This is a genomic window from Kluyvera fluvialis, assembly GCF_059725275.1.
Genome location: NZ_AP046142.1, coordinates 143806 through 160308, shown reverse-complemented (window position 1 = coordinate 160308; position 16503 = coordinate 143806). Strand labels below are relative to the sequence as shown.

At 52.3% G+C, this 16503-nt stretch carries 18 protein-coding genes; 11 read left to right on the top strand and 7 right to left on the bottom strand.

What is annotated here, in order from left to right; all coding sequences use genetic code 11:
- The first annotated feature begins 2 nt into the window (after nt 1-2).
- A complete protein-coding gene (coaD, locus tag AC6I4B_RS00780; RefSeq protein WP_497768761.1) occupies nt 3-482 on the top strand; it encodes a pantetheine-phosphate adenylyltransferase in 480 nt (159 codons plus the stop codon).
- Nucleotides 483-522: 40 nt separating this feature from the next.
- Here coaD and mutM read toward each other — a convergent pair whose 3' ends face one another.
- From mutM to radC, 4 genes are all read right to left on the bottom strand, one after another.
- Nucleotides 523-1332 carry a bifunctional DNA-formamidopyrimidine glycosylase/DNA-(apurinic or apyrimidinic site) lyase gene (gene mutM, locus AC6I4B_RS00775; RefSeq protein ID WP_497768759.1) on the bottom strand — a complete coding sequence of 270 codons (810 nt, stop codon included), beginning with the start codon at nt 1330-1332 and terminating at the stop codon, nt 523-525.
- 98 nt (nt 1333-1430) lie between these two features.
- A complete protein-coding gene (gene rpmG, locus AC6I4B_RS00770) occupies nt 1431-1598 on the bottom strand; it encodes a 50S ribosomal protein L33 (RefSeq protein WP_003024094.1) in 168 nt (55 codons plus the stop codon).
- 20 nt (nt 1599-1618) lie between these two features.
- A complete protein-coding gene (gene rpmB / locus AC6I4B_RS00765; RefSeq protein WP_000091955.1) occupies nt 1619-1855 on the bottom strand; it encodes a 50S ribosomal protein L28 in 237 nt (78 codons plus the stop codon).
- Between the two features lie 217 nt (nt 1856-2072).
- Nucleotides 2073-2738 carry a RadC family protein gene (gene radC / locus AC6I4B_RS00760; RefSeq protein ID WP_497768757.1) on the bottom strand — a complete coding sequence of 222 codons (666 nt, stop codon included), beginning with the start codon at nt 2736-2738 and terminating at the stop codon, nt 2073-2075.
- Nucleotides 2739-2914: 176 nt separating this feature from the next.
- Here radC and coaBC point away from each other — a divergent pair, with 176 nt between their 5' ends.
- The 3 genes from coaBC (at nt 2915) to slmA (ending at nt 5322) form a co-directional block, all read left to right on the top strand.
- A complete protein-coding gene (gene coaBC / locus AC6I4B_RS00755; protein WP_497772304.1) occupies nt 2915-4135 on the top strand; it encodes a bifunctional phosphopantothenoylcysteine decarboxylase/phosphopantothenate--cysteine ligase CoaBC in 1221 nt (406 codons plus the stop codon).
- Nucleotides 4113-4571: a dUTP diphosphatase gene (gene dut / locus AC6I4B_RS00750; RefSeq protein WP_035895829.1), complete on the top strand. Its 459-nt coding sequence runs from the start codon at nt 4113-4115 to the stop codon at nt 4569-4571. Before coaBC ends, dut begins: the two co-directional genes overlap by 23 nt.
- Before the next feature lie 154 nt (nt 4572-4725).
- Nucleotides 4726-5322: a nucleoid occlusion factor SlmA gene (slmA, locus tag AC6I4B_RS00745; protein WP_497768755.1), complete on the top strand. Its 597-nt coding sequence runs from the start codon at nt 4726-4728 to the stop codon at nt 5320-5322.
- Nucleotides 5323-5357: 35 nt separating this feature from the next.
- Here the strand turns inward: slmA and pyrE are convergent, their stop codons facing one another.
- Complete coding sequence (gene pyrE, locus AC6I4B_RS00740) at nt 5358-5999, bottom strand: orotate phosphoribosyltransferase (protein ID WP_497768754.1); 642 nt, start codon at nt 5997-5999, stop codon at nt 5358-5360.
- Between the two features lie 62 nt (nt 6000-6061).
- Entirely contained in the window at nt 6062-6778 is a 717-nt protein-coding gene (rph, locus tag AC6I4B_RS00735; protein WP_123651034.1) for a ribonuclease PH, read from the bottom strand.
- Between the two features lie 125 nt (nt 6779-6903).
- Here rph and AC6I4B_RS00730 point away from each other — a divergent pair, with 125 nt between their 5' ends.
- From AC6I4B_RS00730 to AC6I4B_RS00720, 3 genes are all read left to right on the top strand, one after another.
- Nucleotides 6904-7767: a YicC/YloC family endoribonuclease gene (locus AC6I4B_RS00730; RefSeq protein ID WP_497768752.1), complete on the top strand. Its 864-nt coding sequence runs from the start codon at nt 6904-6906 to the stop codon at nt 7765-7767.
- Nucleotides 7768-8053: 286 nt separating this feature from the next.
- Nucleotides 8054-9787, top strand: coding sequence for a phosphoethanolamine transferase CptA (locus AC6I4B_RS00725; RefSeq protein WP_497768751.1), 1734 nt, complete (start codon nt 8054-8056; stop codon nt 9785-9787).
- 262 nt (nt 9788-10049) lie between these two features.
- Nucleotides 10050-10667: a trimeric intracellular cation channel family protein gene (locus AC6I4B_RS00720; protein WP_497768750.1), complete on the top strand. Its 618-nt coding sequence runs from the start codon at nt 10050-10052 to the stop codon at nt 10665-10667.
- On the opposite strand, the gene ligB is transcribed toward AC6I4B_RS00720, so the two are convergent.
- Nucleotides 10664-12340: an NAD-dependent DNA ligase LigB gene (ligB, locus tag AC6I4B_RS00715; protein ID WP_497768748.1), complete on the bottom strand. Its 1677-nt coding sequence runs from the start codon at nt 12338-12340 to the stop codon at nt 10664-10666. The genes AC6I4B_RS00720 and ligB overlap by 4 nt on opposite strands.
- 255 nt (nt 12341-12595) lie before the next feature.
- Here ligB and gmk point away from each other — a divergent pair, with 255 nt between their 5' ends.
- The 4 genes from gmk (at nt 12596) to trmH (ending at nt 16499) form a co-directional block, all read left to right on the top strand.
- Nucleotides 12596-13219, top strand: coding sequence for a guanylate kinase (gmk, locus tag AC6I4B_RS00710; RefSeq protein ID WP_497768747.1), 624 nt, complete (start codon nt 12596-12598; stop codon nt 13217-13219).
- 54 nt (nt 13220-13273) lie between these two features.
- Nucleotides 13274-13549 carry a DNA-directed RNA polymerase subunit omega gene (gene rpoZ / locus AC6I4B_RS00705; RefSeq protein ID WP_000135058.1) on the top strand — a complete coding sequence of 92 codons (276 nt, stop codon included), beginning with the start codon at nt 13274-13276 and terminating at the stop codon, nt 13547-13549.
- A gap of 17 nt (nt 13550-13566) precedes the next feature.
- Complete coding sequence (gene spoT, locus AC6I4B_RS00700; protein ID WP_497768745.1) at nt 13567-15681, top strand: bifunctional GTP diphosphokinase/guanosine-3',5'-bis pyrophosphate 3'-pyrophosphohydrolase; 2115 nt, start codon at nt 13567-13569, stop codon at nt 15679-15681.
- Nucleotides 15682-15809: 128 nt separating this feature from the next.
- Complete coding sequence (trmH, locus tag AC6I4B_RS00695) at nt 15810-16499, top strand: tRNA (guanosine(18)-2'-O)-methyltransferase TrmH (RefSeq protein WP_497768744.1); 690 nt, start codon at nt 15810-15812, stop codon at nt 16497-16499.
- The last annotated feature ends 4 nt before the right edge of the window (nt 16500-16503 follow it).

The following is a 16503-nucleotide window of genomic DNA, read 5'->3' as shown; positions in this document are numbered from 1 at the left end:
TTATGCAAAAACGGGCGATTTATCCGGGCACCTTTGATCCCATCACCAATGGTCACATTGATATCGTGACCCGCGCGGCCTGCATGTTTGACCATGTGATCCTCGCCATTGCGGCCAGTCCAAGCAAAAAACCCCTGTTTGATTTACCCGAGCGAGTCGCGTTAGCGCAGCAGGCAACAGCGCACCTCGGCAACGTTGAAGTGATGGGCTTTAGCGATCTGATGGCAAATTTTGCCCGTACGCAACAGGCGAATGTGCTGATTCGTGGGCTGCGTGCCGTCGCTGATTTTGAATACGAGATGCAGTTGGCGCATATGAACCGCCACCTGATGCCGGAGCTGGAAAGCGTCTTTCTGATGCCTTCCAAAGAGTGGTCGTTTATTTCATCGTCATTGGTGAAAGAGGTGGCCCGCCACGATGGCGATGTGACTCACTTCCTGCCTGCAAATGTGCACCAGGCGCTAATGGATAAGCTGAAGTAGGCTTCCATGCCGTAGCCCGGTGATGCGGGGCTACGGTGAATCATTTTTGGCATTGCCGGCAATAAAACGTCGCTCGCTGCGCGTGTTTAGTGGCGATAATCGGCGTACCGCATACTCGGCACGGCTCCCCTTTCCGCCCGTAAACCTGTAGCTCCTGGGCAAAATATCCAGGCTTACCGTCGCTTTGCAAAAAGTCTTTCAACGTTGTGCCACCCTGCTCTATCGAGCGTTGCAGCACGGCTTTGATGCAGTTCACCAACCGCTCACCTTCTTCTCGCGATAACGACGACGCCAGCCTGTCGGGATGAATCTGTGCCGCAAATAGCGACTCACTGGCGTAGATATTCCCCACGCCCACGACCAGTTTGTTATCCATCAGCCAGGGCTTAATGGCCGTTTTCTTCTTCGCGCACTTCGCTAATAGATAATCTGCGTTAAATTCCGCGCTGAGAGGCTCAGGGCCGAGATGAGCGAGCGCACTGTGCCCTTCCAACGATGCCGTCCACAACCAGGCGCCAAAGCGACGAGGGTCGGTATAACGCAGCACTTTACCGTTACTCATCACCAGATCGACGTGGTCATGTTTTTCCGCCGGTAATTCGCCTGCCAATATACGCAGGCTGCCCGACATACCAAGGTGAATGATTATCCAGCCGTCAGGCAACTCAAGCAGCAGGTATTTGGCGCGGCGTTGCACGCTTAGCACTGGTTTATCGCTCAGGCGGTAGATTTCATCAGAGACAGGCCATCGCAGGCGACCATTGCGGATAACCGCGTATTGGATAGTGGCGCCAACAAGATGGGGCTCAATCCCCCGGCGGCTGGTTTCAACTTCGGGTAATTCAGGCATAGCGTCTCCGGCAGTAGTGCAGATGTTTTTATTATGGGGACGGCCAGAAAACAAAAAACCCCGCCGAGGCGAGGTTTTTCGTGACATCGACACTAAAATTATTTGATTTTAGCTTCTTTGTACAGAACGTGCTGACGGACAACTGGATCGAACTTTTTCAGTTCCAGTTTTTCCGGCTTAGTACGTTTGTTCTTCGTGGTGGTATAGAAGTGACCAGTACCAGCAGAAGAAACCAGCTTGATTTTCTCACGAATACCTTTAGCCATGATTTATTTCCTCTAAGTACTTAGTACTTTTCGCCACGGGCACGCAGTTCAGCAAGAACTGTATCGATGCCTTTTTTATCGATTACACGCATACCTTTAGCAGATACGCGCAGGGTGACAAAACGCTTCTCGCTCTCAACCCAGAAACGGTGAGAGTGCAGGTTCGGCAGGAAACGGCGTTTAGTCGCGTTCAGTGCGTGGGAACGGTTGTTACCGGTCACCGGACGCTTGCCAGTAACTTGGCAGACTCGGGACATGTCTATTCTCCAAAAATCAAATTAGCTCGAGCTTCGTATGGGGTATCGGCGCCTCGTCAGGCTTTACAGCCCGGTCATCGCAGTTCTAAGTGAACTCTCGATTGCCAGGCCCAAATGCCAAACCCGAGATTCTCAAAGGTGGCGTAGTATACGCTGACACGGCGATATGCTCAAGTCCCGAACAGACAAAGATCCCGGTGGATCGCGTAATAATCCGCTAAATCCAGCCTCGTTCAGCAAAAGAGACATACTCACCACGGCCAATAACCAGATGGTCAAGTACACGTACATCCATGAATTGGCAACATTTTACCACCCTTTCAGTGATAAGTCTGTCTGATTTGCTGGGTTCTGCACTTCCAGATGGATGATTATGTGCCAGGATCACCGCCGCCGCATTAATTTTGATGGCTTCTCGTACGATTTCGCGCGGATGCACCTCAACATGGCTCAATGTGCCAGAAAAAAGACGGCTGTGTTTGAGCACTTTATGTTGATTATCGAGGAAGATGACCATAAATATCTCCCGTTCTTCGTCACTCAATTGGCTCTGTAAAAACTCGCGCGTGTTTTCTGGGCTCAGCAAAGAATTTTCCGCCAGCACGCGTAGGCTAAAGTAACGACGGGCCAGTTCAGCGATACCTTTCAGTTGCGCATACTTGGCAATTCCCATGCCGTGAATTTTGGTCATCTCTTGCTCTGATGCGGAAAGCAAACCGTACAGCGAACCAAAATGCCGCAGCAGGTCTTGAGAAAAGTGCAGCACGTTTTTTTCCTGCGTCCCGGTACGTAAAAATAGCGCCAGCAGTTCACTATCTGACAGCATTTCAATGCCATAGCGCTGCATTTTTTCGCGCGGCATCATCGTTTCTCCATTCGCCATAGTCACCTCCCGCCATGAGCCTTCGCCATGCTGGCACAGCCCTCACAGCGGCGCACCGCCAATAAATTACCGTTGCGTAGCGCCTCGCAAAGTGTCGTTGTCGTAAGCGCACGACCCCGCCAGGATTGTGATAAAATGCGCAAATTCTGGTGTACTCCTAACAGGAAAGAATCATGATGAGCCTGGCTGGTAAGAAAATTGTTCTTGGCGTCAGCGGCGGTATTGCTGCGTATAAAACGCCGGAGCTAGTACGTCGCCTACGCGACCGTGGCGCAGACGTACGCGTCGCAATGACCGACGCGGCGAAAGCCTTCATCACCCCTCTGAGCCTACAGGCCGTTTCCGGCTACCCAGTCTCAGATAGCCTGCTTGATACTGCGGCTGAAGCGGCGATGGGCCACATTGAGCTAGGTAAATGGGCCGACCTTGTCATTCTGGCTCCGGCGACGGCTGACCTGATTGCTCGCGTGGCTGCCGGTATGGCAAACGACCTAGTCTCGACCATTTGTCTCGCCACCTCTGCACCGGTTGCCGTTGCGCCAGCGATGAACCAGCAAATGTATCGCGCCGCCGCGACTCAGCATAATCTTGAGGTACTGGCCTCGCGCAATATGCTTCTCTGGGGGCCGGATAGCGGCAGCCAGGCCTGTGGCGACGTCGGTCCAGGGCGTATGCTTGACCCGTTAACCATTGTGGATATGACCGTGGCACACTTTTCGCCCGTCAAAGATTTGCAACATCTGAACATCATGATTACCGCAGGCCCAACCCGCGAACCACTAGACCCCGTGCGCTATATCACCAATCACAGCTCCGGGAAAATGGGCTTTGCCATTGCGGAAGCCGCCGCGCGCCGTGGTGCAAATGTCACGCTGGTCAGCGGCCCCGTGTCACTGCAAACCCCGGCATTTGTGCAACGTATTGACGTCACCACTGCCGAAGAGATGAATGCCGCAGTGCAGGCGGGCGTCGAACAGCAGCATATTTTTATCGGCTGTGCTGCTGTCGCGGATTATCGTGCAGCCGTTATTGCTGAAGAAAAAATTAAGAAACAAGACAACCAGGACGATGAATTAACAATAAAAATGGTGAAAAATCCTGACATCGTAGCAGGGGTTGCAGCACGAAAAGAGCACCGACCTTATGTCGTAGGGTTTGCCGCCGAAACAAATAATGTGGAAGAATATGCGCGGCAAAAGCGTAGCCGCAAGAACCTTGATCTGATTTGCGCCAATGATGTATCGCAATCAAATCAAGGCTTTAATAGCGATAACAATGCATTACACCTTTTCTGGCAGGATGGCGAAAAGCGTTTGCCGCTCGCCAGTAAGTCACTCCTGGGCCAACTATTATTGGACGAGATCGTTACCCGTTATGATGAAAAAAATCGACGTTAAGATTCTGGACTCGCGTATTGGTCAGCAGTTCCCACTGCCAACCTATGCCACTGCCGGCTCTGCTGGCCTTGATCTGCGCGCTTGTCTTGATGACGCCGTAGAACTGGCGCCAGGTGAAACCACCCTACTGCCAACCGGCCTGGCAATTCATATTGCCGACCCTTCACTGGCGGCTGTCATGCTGCCACGCTCCGGCCTGGGCCATAAACACGGTATCGTGCTGGGTAACCTGGTGGGTCTTATCGACTCCGATTATCAGGGCCAACTGATGGTTTCCATCTGGAACCGTGGGCAAACTACCTTCACCATCGAGCCGGGCGAACGTGTGGCACAAATGGTATTTGTTCCTGTCGTTCAGGCCGAGTTCAATCTGGTCGAATCGTTTGAAGCCACCGATCGTGGCGAAGGTGGTTTCGGCCACTCCGGGCGTCAGTAACACGCTCTAAGGCACATCGTGTAACGCGCGATGTGCCTGTTTTTTTTACGCATCTCACGGCGTCATAATGCAAAAAGATCACTGCACGTTACGGTTGCGGTCACCGTGTGGATGCTCGCCTGACAAGTGTTTATTTTCAGGGGTATTTTAGAACATGGCAGAAAAGCAAACTGCGAAAAGGAATCGTCGCGAGGAAATACTTCAATCCCTGGCGTTGATGCTTGAATCCAGCGATGGTAGCCAACGTATTACGACGGCAAAACTGGCAGCATCCGTCGGTGTATCAGAAGCCGCGCTGTACCGGCATTTTCCCAGCAAGACGCGTATGTTCGATAGCCTCATTGAGTTTATCGAAGATAGCCTGATTACCCGTATCAACCTGATTCTCAAGGACGAAAAAGATACGACCGCGCGTTTACGTCTGATTGTGCTGCTGATTCTGGGTTTTGGCGAGCGTAATCCGGGCCTGACCCGCATCCTTACCGGCCATGCATTGATGTTTGAACAAGATCGCCTGCAGGGGCGTATTAACCAGCTTTTCGAGCGAATTGAAGCTCAGCTACGCCAGGTGCTACGCGAGCGAAAAATGCGTGAGGGAGAGGGTTACGAAACCGACGAGACACTGTTAGCAAGCCAACTGTTGGCCTTCTGTGAAGGTATGCTGTCGCGCTTTGTGCGCAGTGAATTTAAATACCGACCAACGGACGACTTTGAAGCCCGCTGGCCGCTGATTCTTGCTCAGCTGCAATAATCACTGAATAGCCCAGCCGCTGCTGGGCTATTTTTTTATACGCCGAACGCTTCGCGATACGCGCGTACTGATGCCAAATGCTCTGCCATTTCCGGTTTTTCTTCCAGATAAGTAATCAGGTCTTTCAGCGTAATGATTGAGATAACCTGGCAGCCGTAGTCGCGCTCAACCTCCTGAATAGCAGAAATTTCGCCACGCCCGCGCTCTTGACGATCTAAAGAAATCAGCACGCCAGCCAGGTGTGCACCGTTCGCCTGGATAATCTCCATGGACTCGCGGATTGCCGTCCCGGCGGTGATCACATCATCGACCAGCATCACGCGCCCGGTCAGCGCACTGCCCACCAGGTTGCCGCCTTCGCCGTGATCTTTCGCTTCTTTGCGGTTAAAGCAGTACGGATAATCTTTATCGTGATGCTCCGCCAGCGCGACTGCCGTGGTAGTCGCAATAGGAATGCCTTTGTACGCAGGGCCAAACAGCAAGTCGAAATCGATGCCGGAATCGACCAGTGCTTCGGCGTAGAAACGGCCTAACAGTGCCAGACAGCGCCCGGTATTAAACAGCCCGGCGTTGAAGAAATAGGGGCTTTTGCGCCCGGATTTCAGCGTAAACTCGCCAAACTTAAGTACCTGCTGGTTAAGCGCAAACTCAATAAACTGGCGCTGATACGGTTTCATGGATTCGCTCCTCATCTCACTTTTTTCAGACAAAAAAAAGGGCGACCACGTCGCCCTTAAAATCAATTTTCTAACGCCGCCTTCTGCGTCGTAATAATAGATTCGATGCCCCCTCGAGCTAGCGCCAGTAGGGTGAGTAACTCTTCGTGGCTGAATGGCTCGCCTTCTGCCGTCCCCTGAACTTCTATGATGCGCCCATCTTCGGTCATCACCACGTTCATATCGGTTTCTGCGGCGGAATCTTCCACGTATTCAAGGTCACACAGCGCTTCGCCATTAACAATGCCCACGGAGACCGCTGCGACCATGCCTTTCATCGGGTTGGTTTTCAGCTTGCCTGCGGCAACCAATTTACCCAGCGCATCCGCCAATGCCACACAAGCACCGGTAATAGACGCGGTACGCGTGCCGCCATCAGCCTGGATAACGTCACAGTCAAGCGTAATGGTGAACTCGCCCAGCGCTTTTAAATCCACCGCTGCGCGCAGTGCGCGAGCAATCAGACGCTGAATCTCCATCGTGCGGCCACCCTGTTTACCCTTGGCGGCTTCGCGCGCATTACGGGTATGGGTCGCACGTGGCAACATGCCGTATTCGGCGGTAATCCAGCCTTGCCCCTGGCCTTTCAGAAAGCGCGGTACGCCTTCATCGATGGATGCGGTGCATAACACTTTGGTATCACCAAATTCGACCAGCACGGAGCCTTCTGCGTGTTTTGTATAATTACGGGTCAGGGTGACGGGACGAACCTGGTTGGCACTACGACCTGCTGGACGCATGATAAAATCTCCGGCTTGAAACGAATGTGGCTGCGCATTATACGGATTAAAGGCGCTTATTCCTATCCTGATAACTCCCTGAGGGCTATAATCCCCCCATCTCTCCTTTAAAAACAGGAACGTCTATGATTCGCAGCATGACCGCCTATGCCCGCCGTGAAATTAAGGGCACTTGGGGCAGCGCCTCTTGGGAACTGCGCTCGGTTAACCAGCGTTATCTTGAAACCTATTTTCGTTTGCCAGAGCAGTTCCGCAGCCTGGAACCGGTTGTTCGCGAGCGTCTGCGTTCTCGTCTGACCCGCGGAAAAGTGGAATGTACCCTGCGCTTTGAGCCTGACGCCAGCGCGCAAGGGGAGTTGATCCTCAACGAGAATCTGGCAAAACAGCTGGTCAACGCGGCGAACTGGGTCAAAATGCAGAGCGATGAAGGGGAAATTAATCCTGTTGATATCCTGCGTTGGCCTGGCGTGATGGCAGCACAAGAACAAGACCTGGATGCCATCGCGGCGGAAATTATGGGCGCGCTGGACAGCACGCTGGATGATTTCATTATTGCGCGCGAAACCGAAGGTCAGGCACTGAAAGCGCTGATTGAACAGCGTCTGGAAGGCGTTAGCGGTGAAGTCGCGAAAGTCCGTGCTCATATGCCGGAAATCCTGCAATGGCAGCGTGACCGCCTGGTCGCCAAGCTGGAAGATGCGCAAGTGCAGTTGGAAAACAACCGCCTGGAGCAAGAGCTGGTGCTGATGGCCCAGCGCATCGACGTCTCCGAAGAGCTTGACCGCTTAGAAGCGCACGTTAAAGAAACCTATAACATCCTGAAGAAGAAAGAGGCCGTTGGCCGCCGTCTGGACTTCATGATGCAAGAATTCAACCGTGAGTCGAACACGCTGGCTTCGAAGTCTATCAACGCCGACGTAACCAACTCCGCGATTGAACTGAAAGTGCTGATCGAGCAAATGCGCGAGCAAATTCAAAATATTGAGTAAGTGACGCCCTTACAAGAAATGCCGAATACCCGCAATATTGCGGGTATTTCCATTTAAGGTAGTTTCTTTTCATCCAGAGACATAGCATTATTATTCACCCCTTCCGGAAAGGGCGATTATGGAAAAGATACGGTAACGCAGAATATCGTTGCAGGTATAAATACAGCGATAACCTTTACCCCTTTGGGTAATAAGTTTATTACCTCATTATTCTGCTGCCTATCTAATTATATCTTAAGCATTGGTGGCTAAACTGGCTGCCTCCACTTCAATATAAGTTAAACGTATGCAATCCACGACTACTCAGACGACGCCAGCCTTCAGCTGGAAAGCCCTTGGCTGGGCCGTATTGTATTTCTGTTTCTTTTCAACAGCATTACAGCTTGTCATCTATGCTTCAGGCTACAGCGGCTCTACCGGGCTGCGAGATTCCATTCTTTTTAGTTTGTTATGGCTAGTTCCAGTATTCCTGTTCCCGAAAAAAACCCGGATTATCGGTGCTGTTATCGGGGTAATGCTCTGGGCCGCGTCGCTTGCAGCAATATGTTATTACGTTATTTATGGGCAAGAATTTTCACAAAGCGTTTTATTCGTGATGTTTGAAACAAACACCAATGAAGCGGGTGAATTCTTAAGCCAGTATTTCAGCCTGAAGATTGTGTTGGTTGCGCTGGTTTATTCCGTTATTGCCATTCTGTTATGGACACGCCTGCGCCCAGTTTACATCCCAACGCCATGGCGCTGGCTGGTTGCCTTTGCCCTGCTGTACGGGCTGATTCTGCATCCTTTCGCTAGCGGCACTGTGATAAAAGGCAAACCTGCGGGCGACGTACTGGATGGTTTGTCTGCACGCCTTGCTCCTGCGGCCCCATGGCAATTTGTCACCGGTTATTATCAATATCACCGTCAGTTAGATAGCCTGACCAAACTGTTGAACGAAAACCATGCCCTGCCACCGCTCGCAAATCTGAAAGACAGCACCGGCGATGCTCCGCGTACGTTAGTGTTAGTAATCGGTGAGTCAACCCAGCGTGGCCGTATGAGCCTTTACGGTTATCCTCGCAAAACCACGCCGGAACTGGACAAGCTGCACAAAACCGACCCGAACTTCACTGTGTTCAACGATGTTGTGACCTCACGTCCGTACACGATTGAGATTCTTCAGCAGGCGCTGACGTTTGCCAATGAGCAGAACCCTGATCTGTATCTGACCAAACCGTCGCTGATGAACCTGATGAAACAGGCCGGTTATAAAACCTTCTGGATAACCAACCAGCAGACGATGACCAAGCGCAACACCATGCTGACGGTATTCTCAAGACAGACCGACAAGCAGTTCTATATGAACCAACAGCGTACCCAAAGCGCTCGCGAATATGACGCGAACGTGCTGGCACCGTTTAAAGAGGTTCTGACTGACCCGGCACCGAAGAAATTTATTATCGTTCACCTGTTAGGTACGCACATTAATTATGAGTATCGCTACCCTGAAAACTGGAACAAATTCTCGGGTAAAACCGATAATTTGCCTGCCGGTTTAAGCAAGCAAGAGCAGGAGACTTATAATAATTATGACAACGCGAACCTGTATAACGATTACATCATCGCGAGCCTGATTAAAGACTATAAGGCCACCGATCCGAACGGCTTCCTGCTGTATTTCTCTGATCACGGTGAAGAGGTGTACGACACGCCGCCACATAAAACGCAGGGGCGTAACGAAGATACGCCAACCCGCCATATGTACACCATTCCATTCCTGCTGTGGACATCGGAAAAATGGCATGAGGCTCACCCGCGTGATTTCTCTCAGGACGTTAACCGCAAATACAGCAGTTCAGAGTTGATTCACACGTGGTCTGATCTGGCGGGTTTAAGCTACGACGGCTATGACCCAACCCGCGCGCTGACCAACCCGCAGTTTACTGAAACCACGCGTTGGATTGGCAACCCGGATAAGAAAAATGCGTTAACCGATTACGATAAGCTGCCGTTTGGCGAGCTAACCGGTAATCAGTAACATGTTACCAGGCCACTTCATCACGAAGTGGCTTTTTTTCACTTGCGTACCGTAAACTGACAAGCCGCTGAGCCAACCCTATTTTGATTCAATTTTTCTAATCCTGAAAAATGATGCAAAACGCATAATCACCCATTCTTTATGCACACTTCTTTTAACTATGAATTAGTTTTTCTAATCGACTCCGCTTTGCCTTAGAAAATCTCAATCGTGATAAAGCGCACAAATCGCTAACCTCTGGTCACTCATTCTGGGAGCGAATATGTTATTGCACATCCTTTACCTCATTGGCATCACCGCAGAAGCCATGACCGGAGCCTTAGCCGCCGGGCGTCGCCGCATGGACACCTTTGGTGTGATTATCATCGCCACCGCAACGGCGCTGGGCGGGGGTTCTGTGCGCGATATGCTGCTTGGTCACTATCCATTAGGGTGGGTAAAGAACCCGGAATACATCATCATCGTGGCTATCGCGGCGGTGCTGACGACGATTGTCGCTCCAGTAATGACTCACCTGCGTCGCCTGTTCCTAATTCTTGATGCCGTAGGGCTTATTGTCTTTTCCATCATCGGTGCGCAAATTGCGCTGGATATGGGCGAAGGGCCGATTATTGCCGTTATCGCCGCCGTCATCACCGGTGTTTTCGGCGGGGTGTTGCGCGACATGTTCTGTAAGCGCATACCGCTGGTATTCCAGAAAGAGCTATATGCGGGTATTTCGTTCGCCGCCGCCGTGTTATACGTCGCACTGCAACACTATGTCAGCAACCATGACGTTGTGGTTATTTCAACGCTGCTGTTCGGCTTCACTGCTCGCATGTTGGCGCTAAGGCTAAAACTCGGCCTGCCGGTGTTTTACTACCGCCACGAAACGCACTAATCAAACCCCGTCACCCCCAATGTGCCCAGTTTACTGACCAGCGAGGCGATAGTGGGGTGATGCGTAAACGCCACAAGACTACGCGCTTTCTCCGCACCGATTCCCGGCAACACTTGCCAATGCTTTTCATCACGCGCCAGCAACTGCCGCCAGGTACTGTCGCTTAATGCTTGCAAAGCCGCAGCAGGCAAAGGCAACCCTAGCGCCTTCACCCACAGCCTAAACGGTTGACGCCGAGCTAATTCGAAACGGTGCCAAACCTGTTGTGCTCGCTCTGCGCTCATCCCCGGCGTCGCCTGTAGCTGGGCAAGCGTTAGCTCAAGCCAGGAGAAAATATGACTAAACGGCTGCGCCATTACGAGCGTGTTCCATCCGGCTTCCCCCATTCCGTCAATATTAAGAACCTGCGAGGAGCCTAGCCAATTCAGGCGAGCCAAAAACTGTTCACGGCATTCCTTGGTGCGATAAAAACAGGTCAACGAATGGTCGCCCGCTGCCGGTGGCACAGGTTTCGTTCTATCCAGAGCTCGCCAAACGACACGGTCTAATCGGGGTATTCCCTGCCCAGCTAAGCTCACCAGGACCTGGTCGCCAACGGTAATATCTAAACTTTGCCAACGCGACACAGATCCAACGCTGACTCGCCGCACCCGTTTGTCATCCAGCTTAAAAGGTTCAAGCTCTGCTACTACGGCAATTTTTCCGGTGCGCCCCACGGTAAAACGAATGTTATTTACCTCTGCTACCTGCGAAACCGGCTGATATTTCCACGCGGCGACCCAAATGCCCTGCGCAGGTAGCCAATGGGCCCCCGCCGGTTCTTTGGCAGCGCGGATAACAACTCCATCGGTAGCGAACGGGAGCGGTGAGGTGAACCAGCGATCGCGCCAGTCGCTCACATCCTGAAGATGGCTAACGGCATGAGAATACTGCGCGGTTAGTTCAAACCCTGACCTGGCAAGTTGCGCCAATTTTTCCTCCATTGCCGCAGGGCCGTCTGGCCATGCCCAGACAAACAACGACAGCGCCGGTAATGGCTGGTTTCCCCCTTTACGCATCAGCATTCCCGCTACTCTGGAACGTGCATTCATGCCGCCCATTTTTTGCTGCACATGCCCATCAGCACGGAGAAAAATCTCGCCCTGCAACACACTGTTCGCCAGTAGCCCATGCACCGTTTTAGGTATCGACGGAATGTTCAACGCCTTTTGTGTCCAGTCTTCACCGGCCAGCCCATCACCACGACTGATAACCTGGTGCAGCCGCCCCAGCCGATAAACCAGCGTCACCGCAACGCCATCCACTTTCGGTTGCACCCATAGCCCTATTTTTCTCTGCATCCACTGCTCTACCGCTCGCGCATCCGCGAGTTTACGCACCCCCGTGTGAGCAATCGGATGTTTAACTGCACCCGCCATCGGCGGCAGACTTGTGCTTTCCGCAGGTACAGCGTTAAAGCAGCGCTGCCACAGCGCCAGACGGGCAGAAAGTTGGTCATAAACGCCATCGCTGATATCACTGGCCCCTGCACGCCAATAGCTCTCGTTCCACTGGCTAACTTGCCCTTGCAGTTGTGCAATCTCTTGCTCTGCTCGCGTGGGTGACCACACCGGGCAGGTGGCCTGCACCGGCACTGCGAGAAATATCCCTATGCTTATTAGCCATGCCCTCATGATTTCCCCTCCCGCTGTGAAAAATCGTTTGTAGCGCAGCGAGATACAGGGTGCGAGAGGCGATGGAAGGTTTCACGAGCAGGCTTCAGAGAAAAAACGTTTGTTGCAGCAACGCGTGGATAATTCAGGAAAACAGTGCGCAAAATAAAATAAACTGATGCAAAAAGTGTGACAAAGGCTACGTCGCGTAGCAGCGCCGTGTATAATAGGCTCGTATGTAAGTTCTCTTTCGATAATCACATACAAAAGACACTCATGGCTCAAGGCACGCTCTATATTGTTTCCGCCCCAAGTGGCGCGGGTAAATCCAGCCTGATTCAGGCTTTATTGAAAACCCAACCGTTGTACGACTCTCAGGTATCAGTTTCTCATACCACGCGCGCGCCGCGTCCGGGTGAAGTACACGGTGAACATTATTTCTTTGTGAATCACGACGAATTCAGAACGATGATTAGCGAAGATGCGTTTCTTGAACACGCGGAAGTTTTTGGTAACTATTACGGTACTTCGCGCAAGGCAATTGAGCAGGTACTGGCGACCGGCGTCGATGTATTCCTTGATATCGACTGGCAGGGCGCTCAGCAAATCCGTAAAAGTATGCCAGGCGCGCGCAGTATCTTTATTTTACCGCCGTCTAAAATCGAGCTGGACCGCCGCCTGCGTGGTCGTGGTCAGGACAGCGAAGAGGTTATCGCAAAACGTATGGCTCAGGCAGTTGCAGAAATGAGCCATTACGCGGAATATGATTACCTTATCGTCAACGATGATTTTGATACCGCACTGGGCGATTTGAAAACGATCCTCCGGGCTGAACGTCTGCGTATGAGCCGCCAAAAGCAGCGACATGACGCTTTAATCAGCAAATTATTGGCAGACTGAACCCACTTTCAGTATCATGCCCAGTCATTTCTTCACCTGTGGAGCATTTAAAGTATGGCACGCGTAACTGTTCAGGACGCTGTAGAGAAAATTGGTAACCGTTTTGACCTGGTACTGGTCGCCGCGCGTCGCGCTCGTCAGATGCAGGTAGGCGGAAAGGATCCGCTGGTACCGGAAGAAAACGATAAAACCACCGTAATCGCGCTGCGCGAAATCGAAGAAGGTCTGATCAACAACCAGATCCTCGACGTGCGCGAACGCCAGGAACAGCAAGAGCAGGAAGCCGCTGAATTACAGGCCGTTACCGCTATTGCTGAAGGTCGTCGTTAATAAAAAGCGGGTAACCCTTGTATCTGTTTGAGAGCCTGAATCAGCTGATTCAAAACTACCTGCCGGAAGACCAAATTAAGCGTCTACGGCAGGCCTATCTCGTTGCACGTGACGCTCACGAGGGGCAAACACGTTCAAGCGGTGAACCCTATATCACGCACCCGGTTGCGGTTGCCTGCATTCTGGCCGAGATGAAACTCGACCATGAAACGCTCATGGCCGCCCTGCTGCACGACGTGATTGAAGATACCCCCGCCACCTACCAGGATATGGAGCAACTCTTTGGCAAAAGCGTTGCTGAGCTGGTAGAGGGGGTGTCGAAACTTGATAAACTCAAGTTCCGCGATAAGAAAGAAGCTCAGGCCGAAAACTTTCGCAAAATGATTATGGCGATGGTGCAAGATATCCGCGTCATCCTCATCAAGCTTGCCGACCGTACCCACAACATGCGCACGCTGGGTTCATTACGCCCAGATAAACGTCGCCGCATCGCCCGTGAAACTCTCGAAATTTACAGCCCGCTGGCGCACCGTTTAGGTATCCATCACATCAAAACCGAGCTGGAAGAGCTGGGATTTGAAGCGCTGTACCCTAACCGTTATCGCGTCATCAAAGAAGTGGTGAAAGCCGCGCGCGGTAACCGTAAAGAGATGATTCAGAAGATTCTTTCTGAAATCGAAGGGCGTTTGCAAGAAGCGGGAATTCCGTGTCGCGTCAGCGGTCGTGAAAAGCATCTGTACTCCATTTATTGCAAAATGGTGCTGAAAGAGCAGCGTTTTCACTCGATTATGGATATCTACGCTTTTCGCGTAATCGTTCATGACCTTGATACCTGCTACCGCGTTCTGGGTCAGATGCACAGCCTGTACAAACCACGTCCAGGCCGCGTTAAAGACTATATCGCCATTCCTAAGGCGAACGGCTATCAGTCCCTGCACACCTCAATGATTGGGCCGCACGGCGTCCCCGTTGAAGTCCAGATCCGTACGGAAGACATGGATCAAATGGCAGAAATGGGGGTGGCAGCACACTGGGCTTACAAAGAACACGGCGGCGAAAGCAGCACAACGGCGCAAATCCGCGCCCAGCGCTGGATGCAGAGCCTGCTGGAGCTACAGCAAAGCGCCGGTAGTTCGTTTGAATTTATCGAGAGCGTTAAATCCGATCTTTTCCCGGATGAGATTTACGTTTTCACCCCAGAAGGTCGCATTGTCGAACTTCCTGCTGGCGCTACGCCGGTGGATTTCGCCTACGCGGTGCATACCGATATCGGCCATGCCTGCGTTGGTGCACGCGTTGACCGTCAGCCCTATCCACTGTCACAGCCGCTTTCCAGCGGCCAAACGATAGAAATTATTACCGCACCGGGCGCTCGCCCGAACGCCGCATGGCTTAATTTTGTCGTCAGCTCGAAAGCGCGCGCCAAAATCCGTCAGATGCTGAAAAACCTCAAGCGTGACGATTCCGTCAGCCTGGGGCGTCGTCTGCTGAACCATGCGCTCGGCGGTAGCCGTAAGCTGGCAGAAATTCCTGCGGAACATATCCAGCGCGAGCTGGAGCGTATGCGTCTGACCACGCTTGACGATCTGCTGGCTGAAATCGGCTTGGGTAACGCCATGAGCGTGGTGGTCGCTAAAAACCTCCAGCAGGGCGAAGCCATTCCATCAGCGCCGGGCGCATCCGGTCTTACCCATCTGCCGATTAAAGGCGCAGACGGCGTACTGATAACCTTTGCAAAATGCTGTCGTCCAATCCCTGGCGACCCGATTATCGCCCACGTCAGCCCGGGTAAAGGGTTGGTTATTCACCATGAATCTTGCCGCAACATACGCGGCTATCAGAAAGAACCTGAGAAATTCATGGGTGTAGAGTGGGACAAAGAGACGGCGCAAGAATTTATCACCGAAATTAAGGTTGATATGTTCAATCACCAGGGGGCTTTAGCCAACCTGACGGCGGCTATCAACACCGCGACATCCAATATTCAAAGCCTGAATACGGAAGAAAAAGATGGGCGCGTTTATAGCGCATTTATCCGCCTGACCGCGCGAGATCGCGTACATTTGGCGAATATCATGCGTAAAATCCGCGTGATGCCGGATGTTATCAAGGTCACCCGTAACCGAAACTAGTTTGAACACAAAATCATTCGCATTGCCTCAAAACGGCAAGCGAATGAATCCTCAGGAACGGACAAAAGTACGTGACTGGGGTGAGTGAGTGCGGCTAACGCCGAGGCAATTTGAAGGACGAAGTGTTTATGAACGAACAGCGTTATGCGCGTATTTGTGAGATGCTCGCCAGGCGTCAGCCTGATCTGACGGTCTGCATGGAGCAGGTCCACAAACCTCATAATGTCTCGGCGATCATCCGCACCGCCGATGCGGTGGGCGTACATGAAGTCCACGCCGTTTGGCCTGGCAGCCGTATGCGCACGATGGCTTCTGCGGCAGCGGGCAGCAACAGCTGGGTTCAGGTAAAAACACACCGCAGCATCGGTGATGCCGTCAGCCATTTAAAAGGCCAGGGTATGCAGATTCTGGCAACCAATCTGTCCGCGAAAGCCGTTGATTTCCGCGAAATCGACTACACCCGCCCAACCTGTGTACTGATGGGGCAGGAAAAAACCGGTATCACCCAGGAAGCCCTGGCGCTCGCAGACCAGGACATCATCATCCCGATGATCGGCATGGTACAGTCGCTGAATGTCTCTGTTGCCTCCGCGCTGATTCTTTATGAAGCCCAGCGTCAGCGGCAAAATGCCGGTATGTATCTTCGTGAAAACAGTACGTTACCCGAAGAAGAACAGCAACGCTTGCTGTTTGAAGGCGGCTATCCAGTGCTGGCGAAAGTCGCTAAACGCAAAGGTTTGCCGTATCCCCACGTCAACGATCAGGGCGAAATTGAAGCCGATGCTACGTGGTGGTCAACCATGCAGGCTACGGAGTAACTGC

Coding starts and splice junctions, on each gene's coding strand:
- trmH (WP_497768744.1), top strand. CDS start 15,810: ATGAACGAACAGCGTTATGCGCGTATTTGTGAGATGCTCGCCAGGCGT.
- rpmG (WP_003024094.1), bottom strand. CDS start 1,598: ATGGCTAAAGGTATTCGTGAGAAAATCAAGCTGGTTTCTTCTGCTGGT.
- ligB (WP_497768748.1), bottom strand. CDS start 12,340: ATGAGGGCATGGCTAATAAGCATAGGGATATTTCTCGCAGTGCCGGTG.
- mutM (WP_497768759.1), bottom strand. CDS start 1,332: ATGCCTGAATTACCCGAAGTTGAAACCAGCCGCCGGGGGATTGAGCCC.
- coaD (WP_497768761.1), top strand. CDS start 3: ATGCAAAAACGGGCGATTTATCCGGGCACCTTTGATCCCATCACCAAT.
- AC6I4B_RS00730 (WP_497768752.1), top strand. CDS start 6,904: ATGATTCGCAGCATGACCGCCTATGCCCGCCGTGAAATTAAGGGCACT.
- rph (WP_123651034.1), bottom strand. CDS start 6,778: ATGCGTCCAGCAGGTCGTAGTGCCAACCAGGTTCGTCCCGTCACCCTG.
- dut (WP_035895829.1), top strand. CDS start 4,113: ATGATGAAAAAAATCGACGTTAAGATTCTGGACTCGCGTATTGGTCAG.
- AC6I4B_RS00720 (WP_497768750.1), top strand. CDS start 10,050: ATGTTATTGCACATCCTTTACCTCATTGGCATCACCGCAGAAGCCATG.
- radC (WP_497768757.1), bottom strand. CDS start 2,738: ATGGCGAATGGAGAAACGATGATGCCGCGCGAAAAAATGCAGCGCTAT.
- slmA (WP_497768755.1), top strand. CDS start 4,726: ATGGCAGAAAAGCAAACTGCGAAAAGGAATCGTCGCGAGGAAATACTT.
- AC6I4B_RS00725 (WP_497768751.1), top strand. CDS start 8,054: ATGCAATCCACGACTACTCAGACGACGCCAGCCTTCAGCTGGAAAGCC.
- coaBC (WP_497772304.1), top strand. CDS start 2,915: ATGAGCCTGGCTGGTAAGAAAATTGTTCTTGGCGTCAGCGGCGGTATT.
- rpoZ (WP_000135058.1), top strand. CDS start 13,274: ATGGCACGCGTAACTGTTCAGGACGCTGTAGAGAAAATTGGTAACCGT.
- gmk (WP_497768747.1), top strand. CDS start 12,596: ATGGCTCAAGGCACGCTCTATATTGTTTCCGCCCCAAGTGGCGCGGGT.
- rpmB (WP_000091955.1), bottom strand. CDS start 1,855: ATGTCCCGAGTCTGCCAAGTTACTGGCAAGCGTCCGGTGACCGGTAAC.
- pyrE (WP_497768754.1), bottom strand. CDS start 5,999: ATGAAACCGTATCAGCGCCAGTTTATTGAGTTTGCGCTTAACCAGCAG.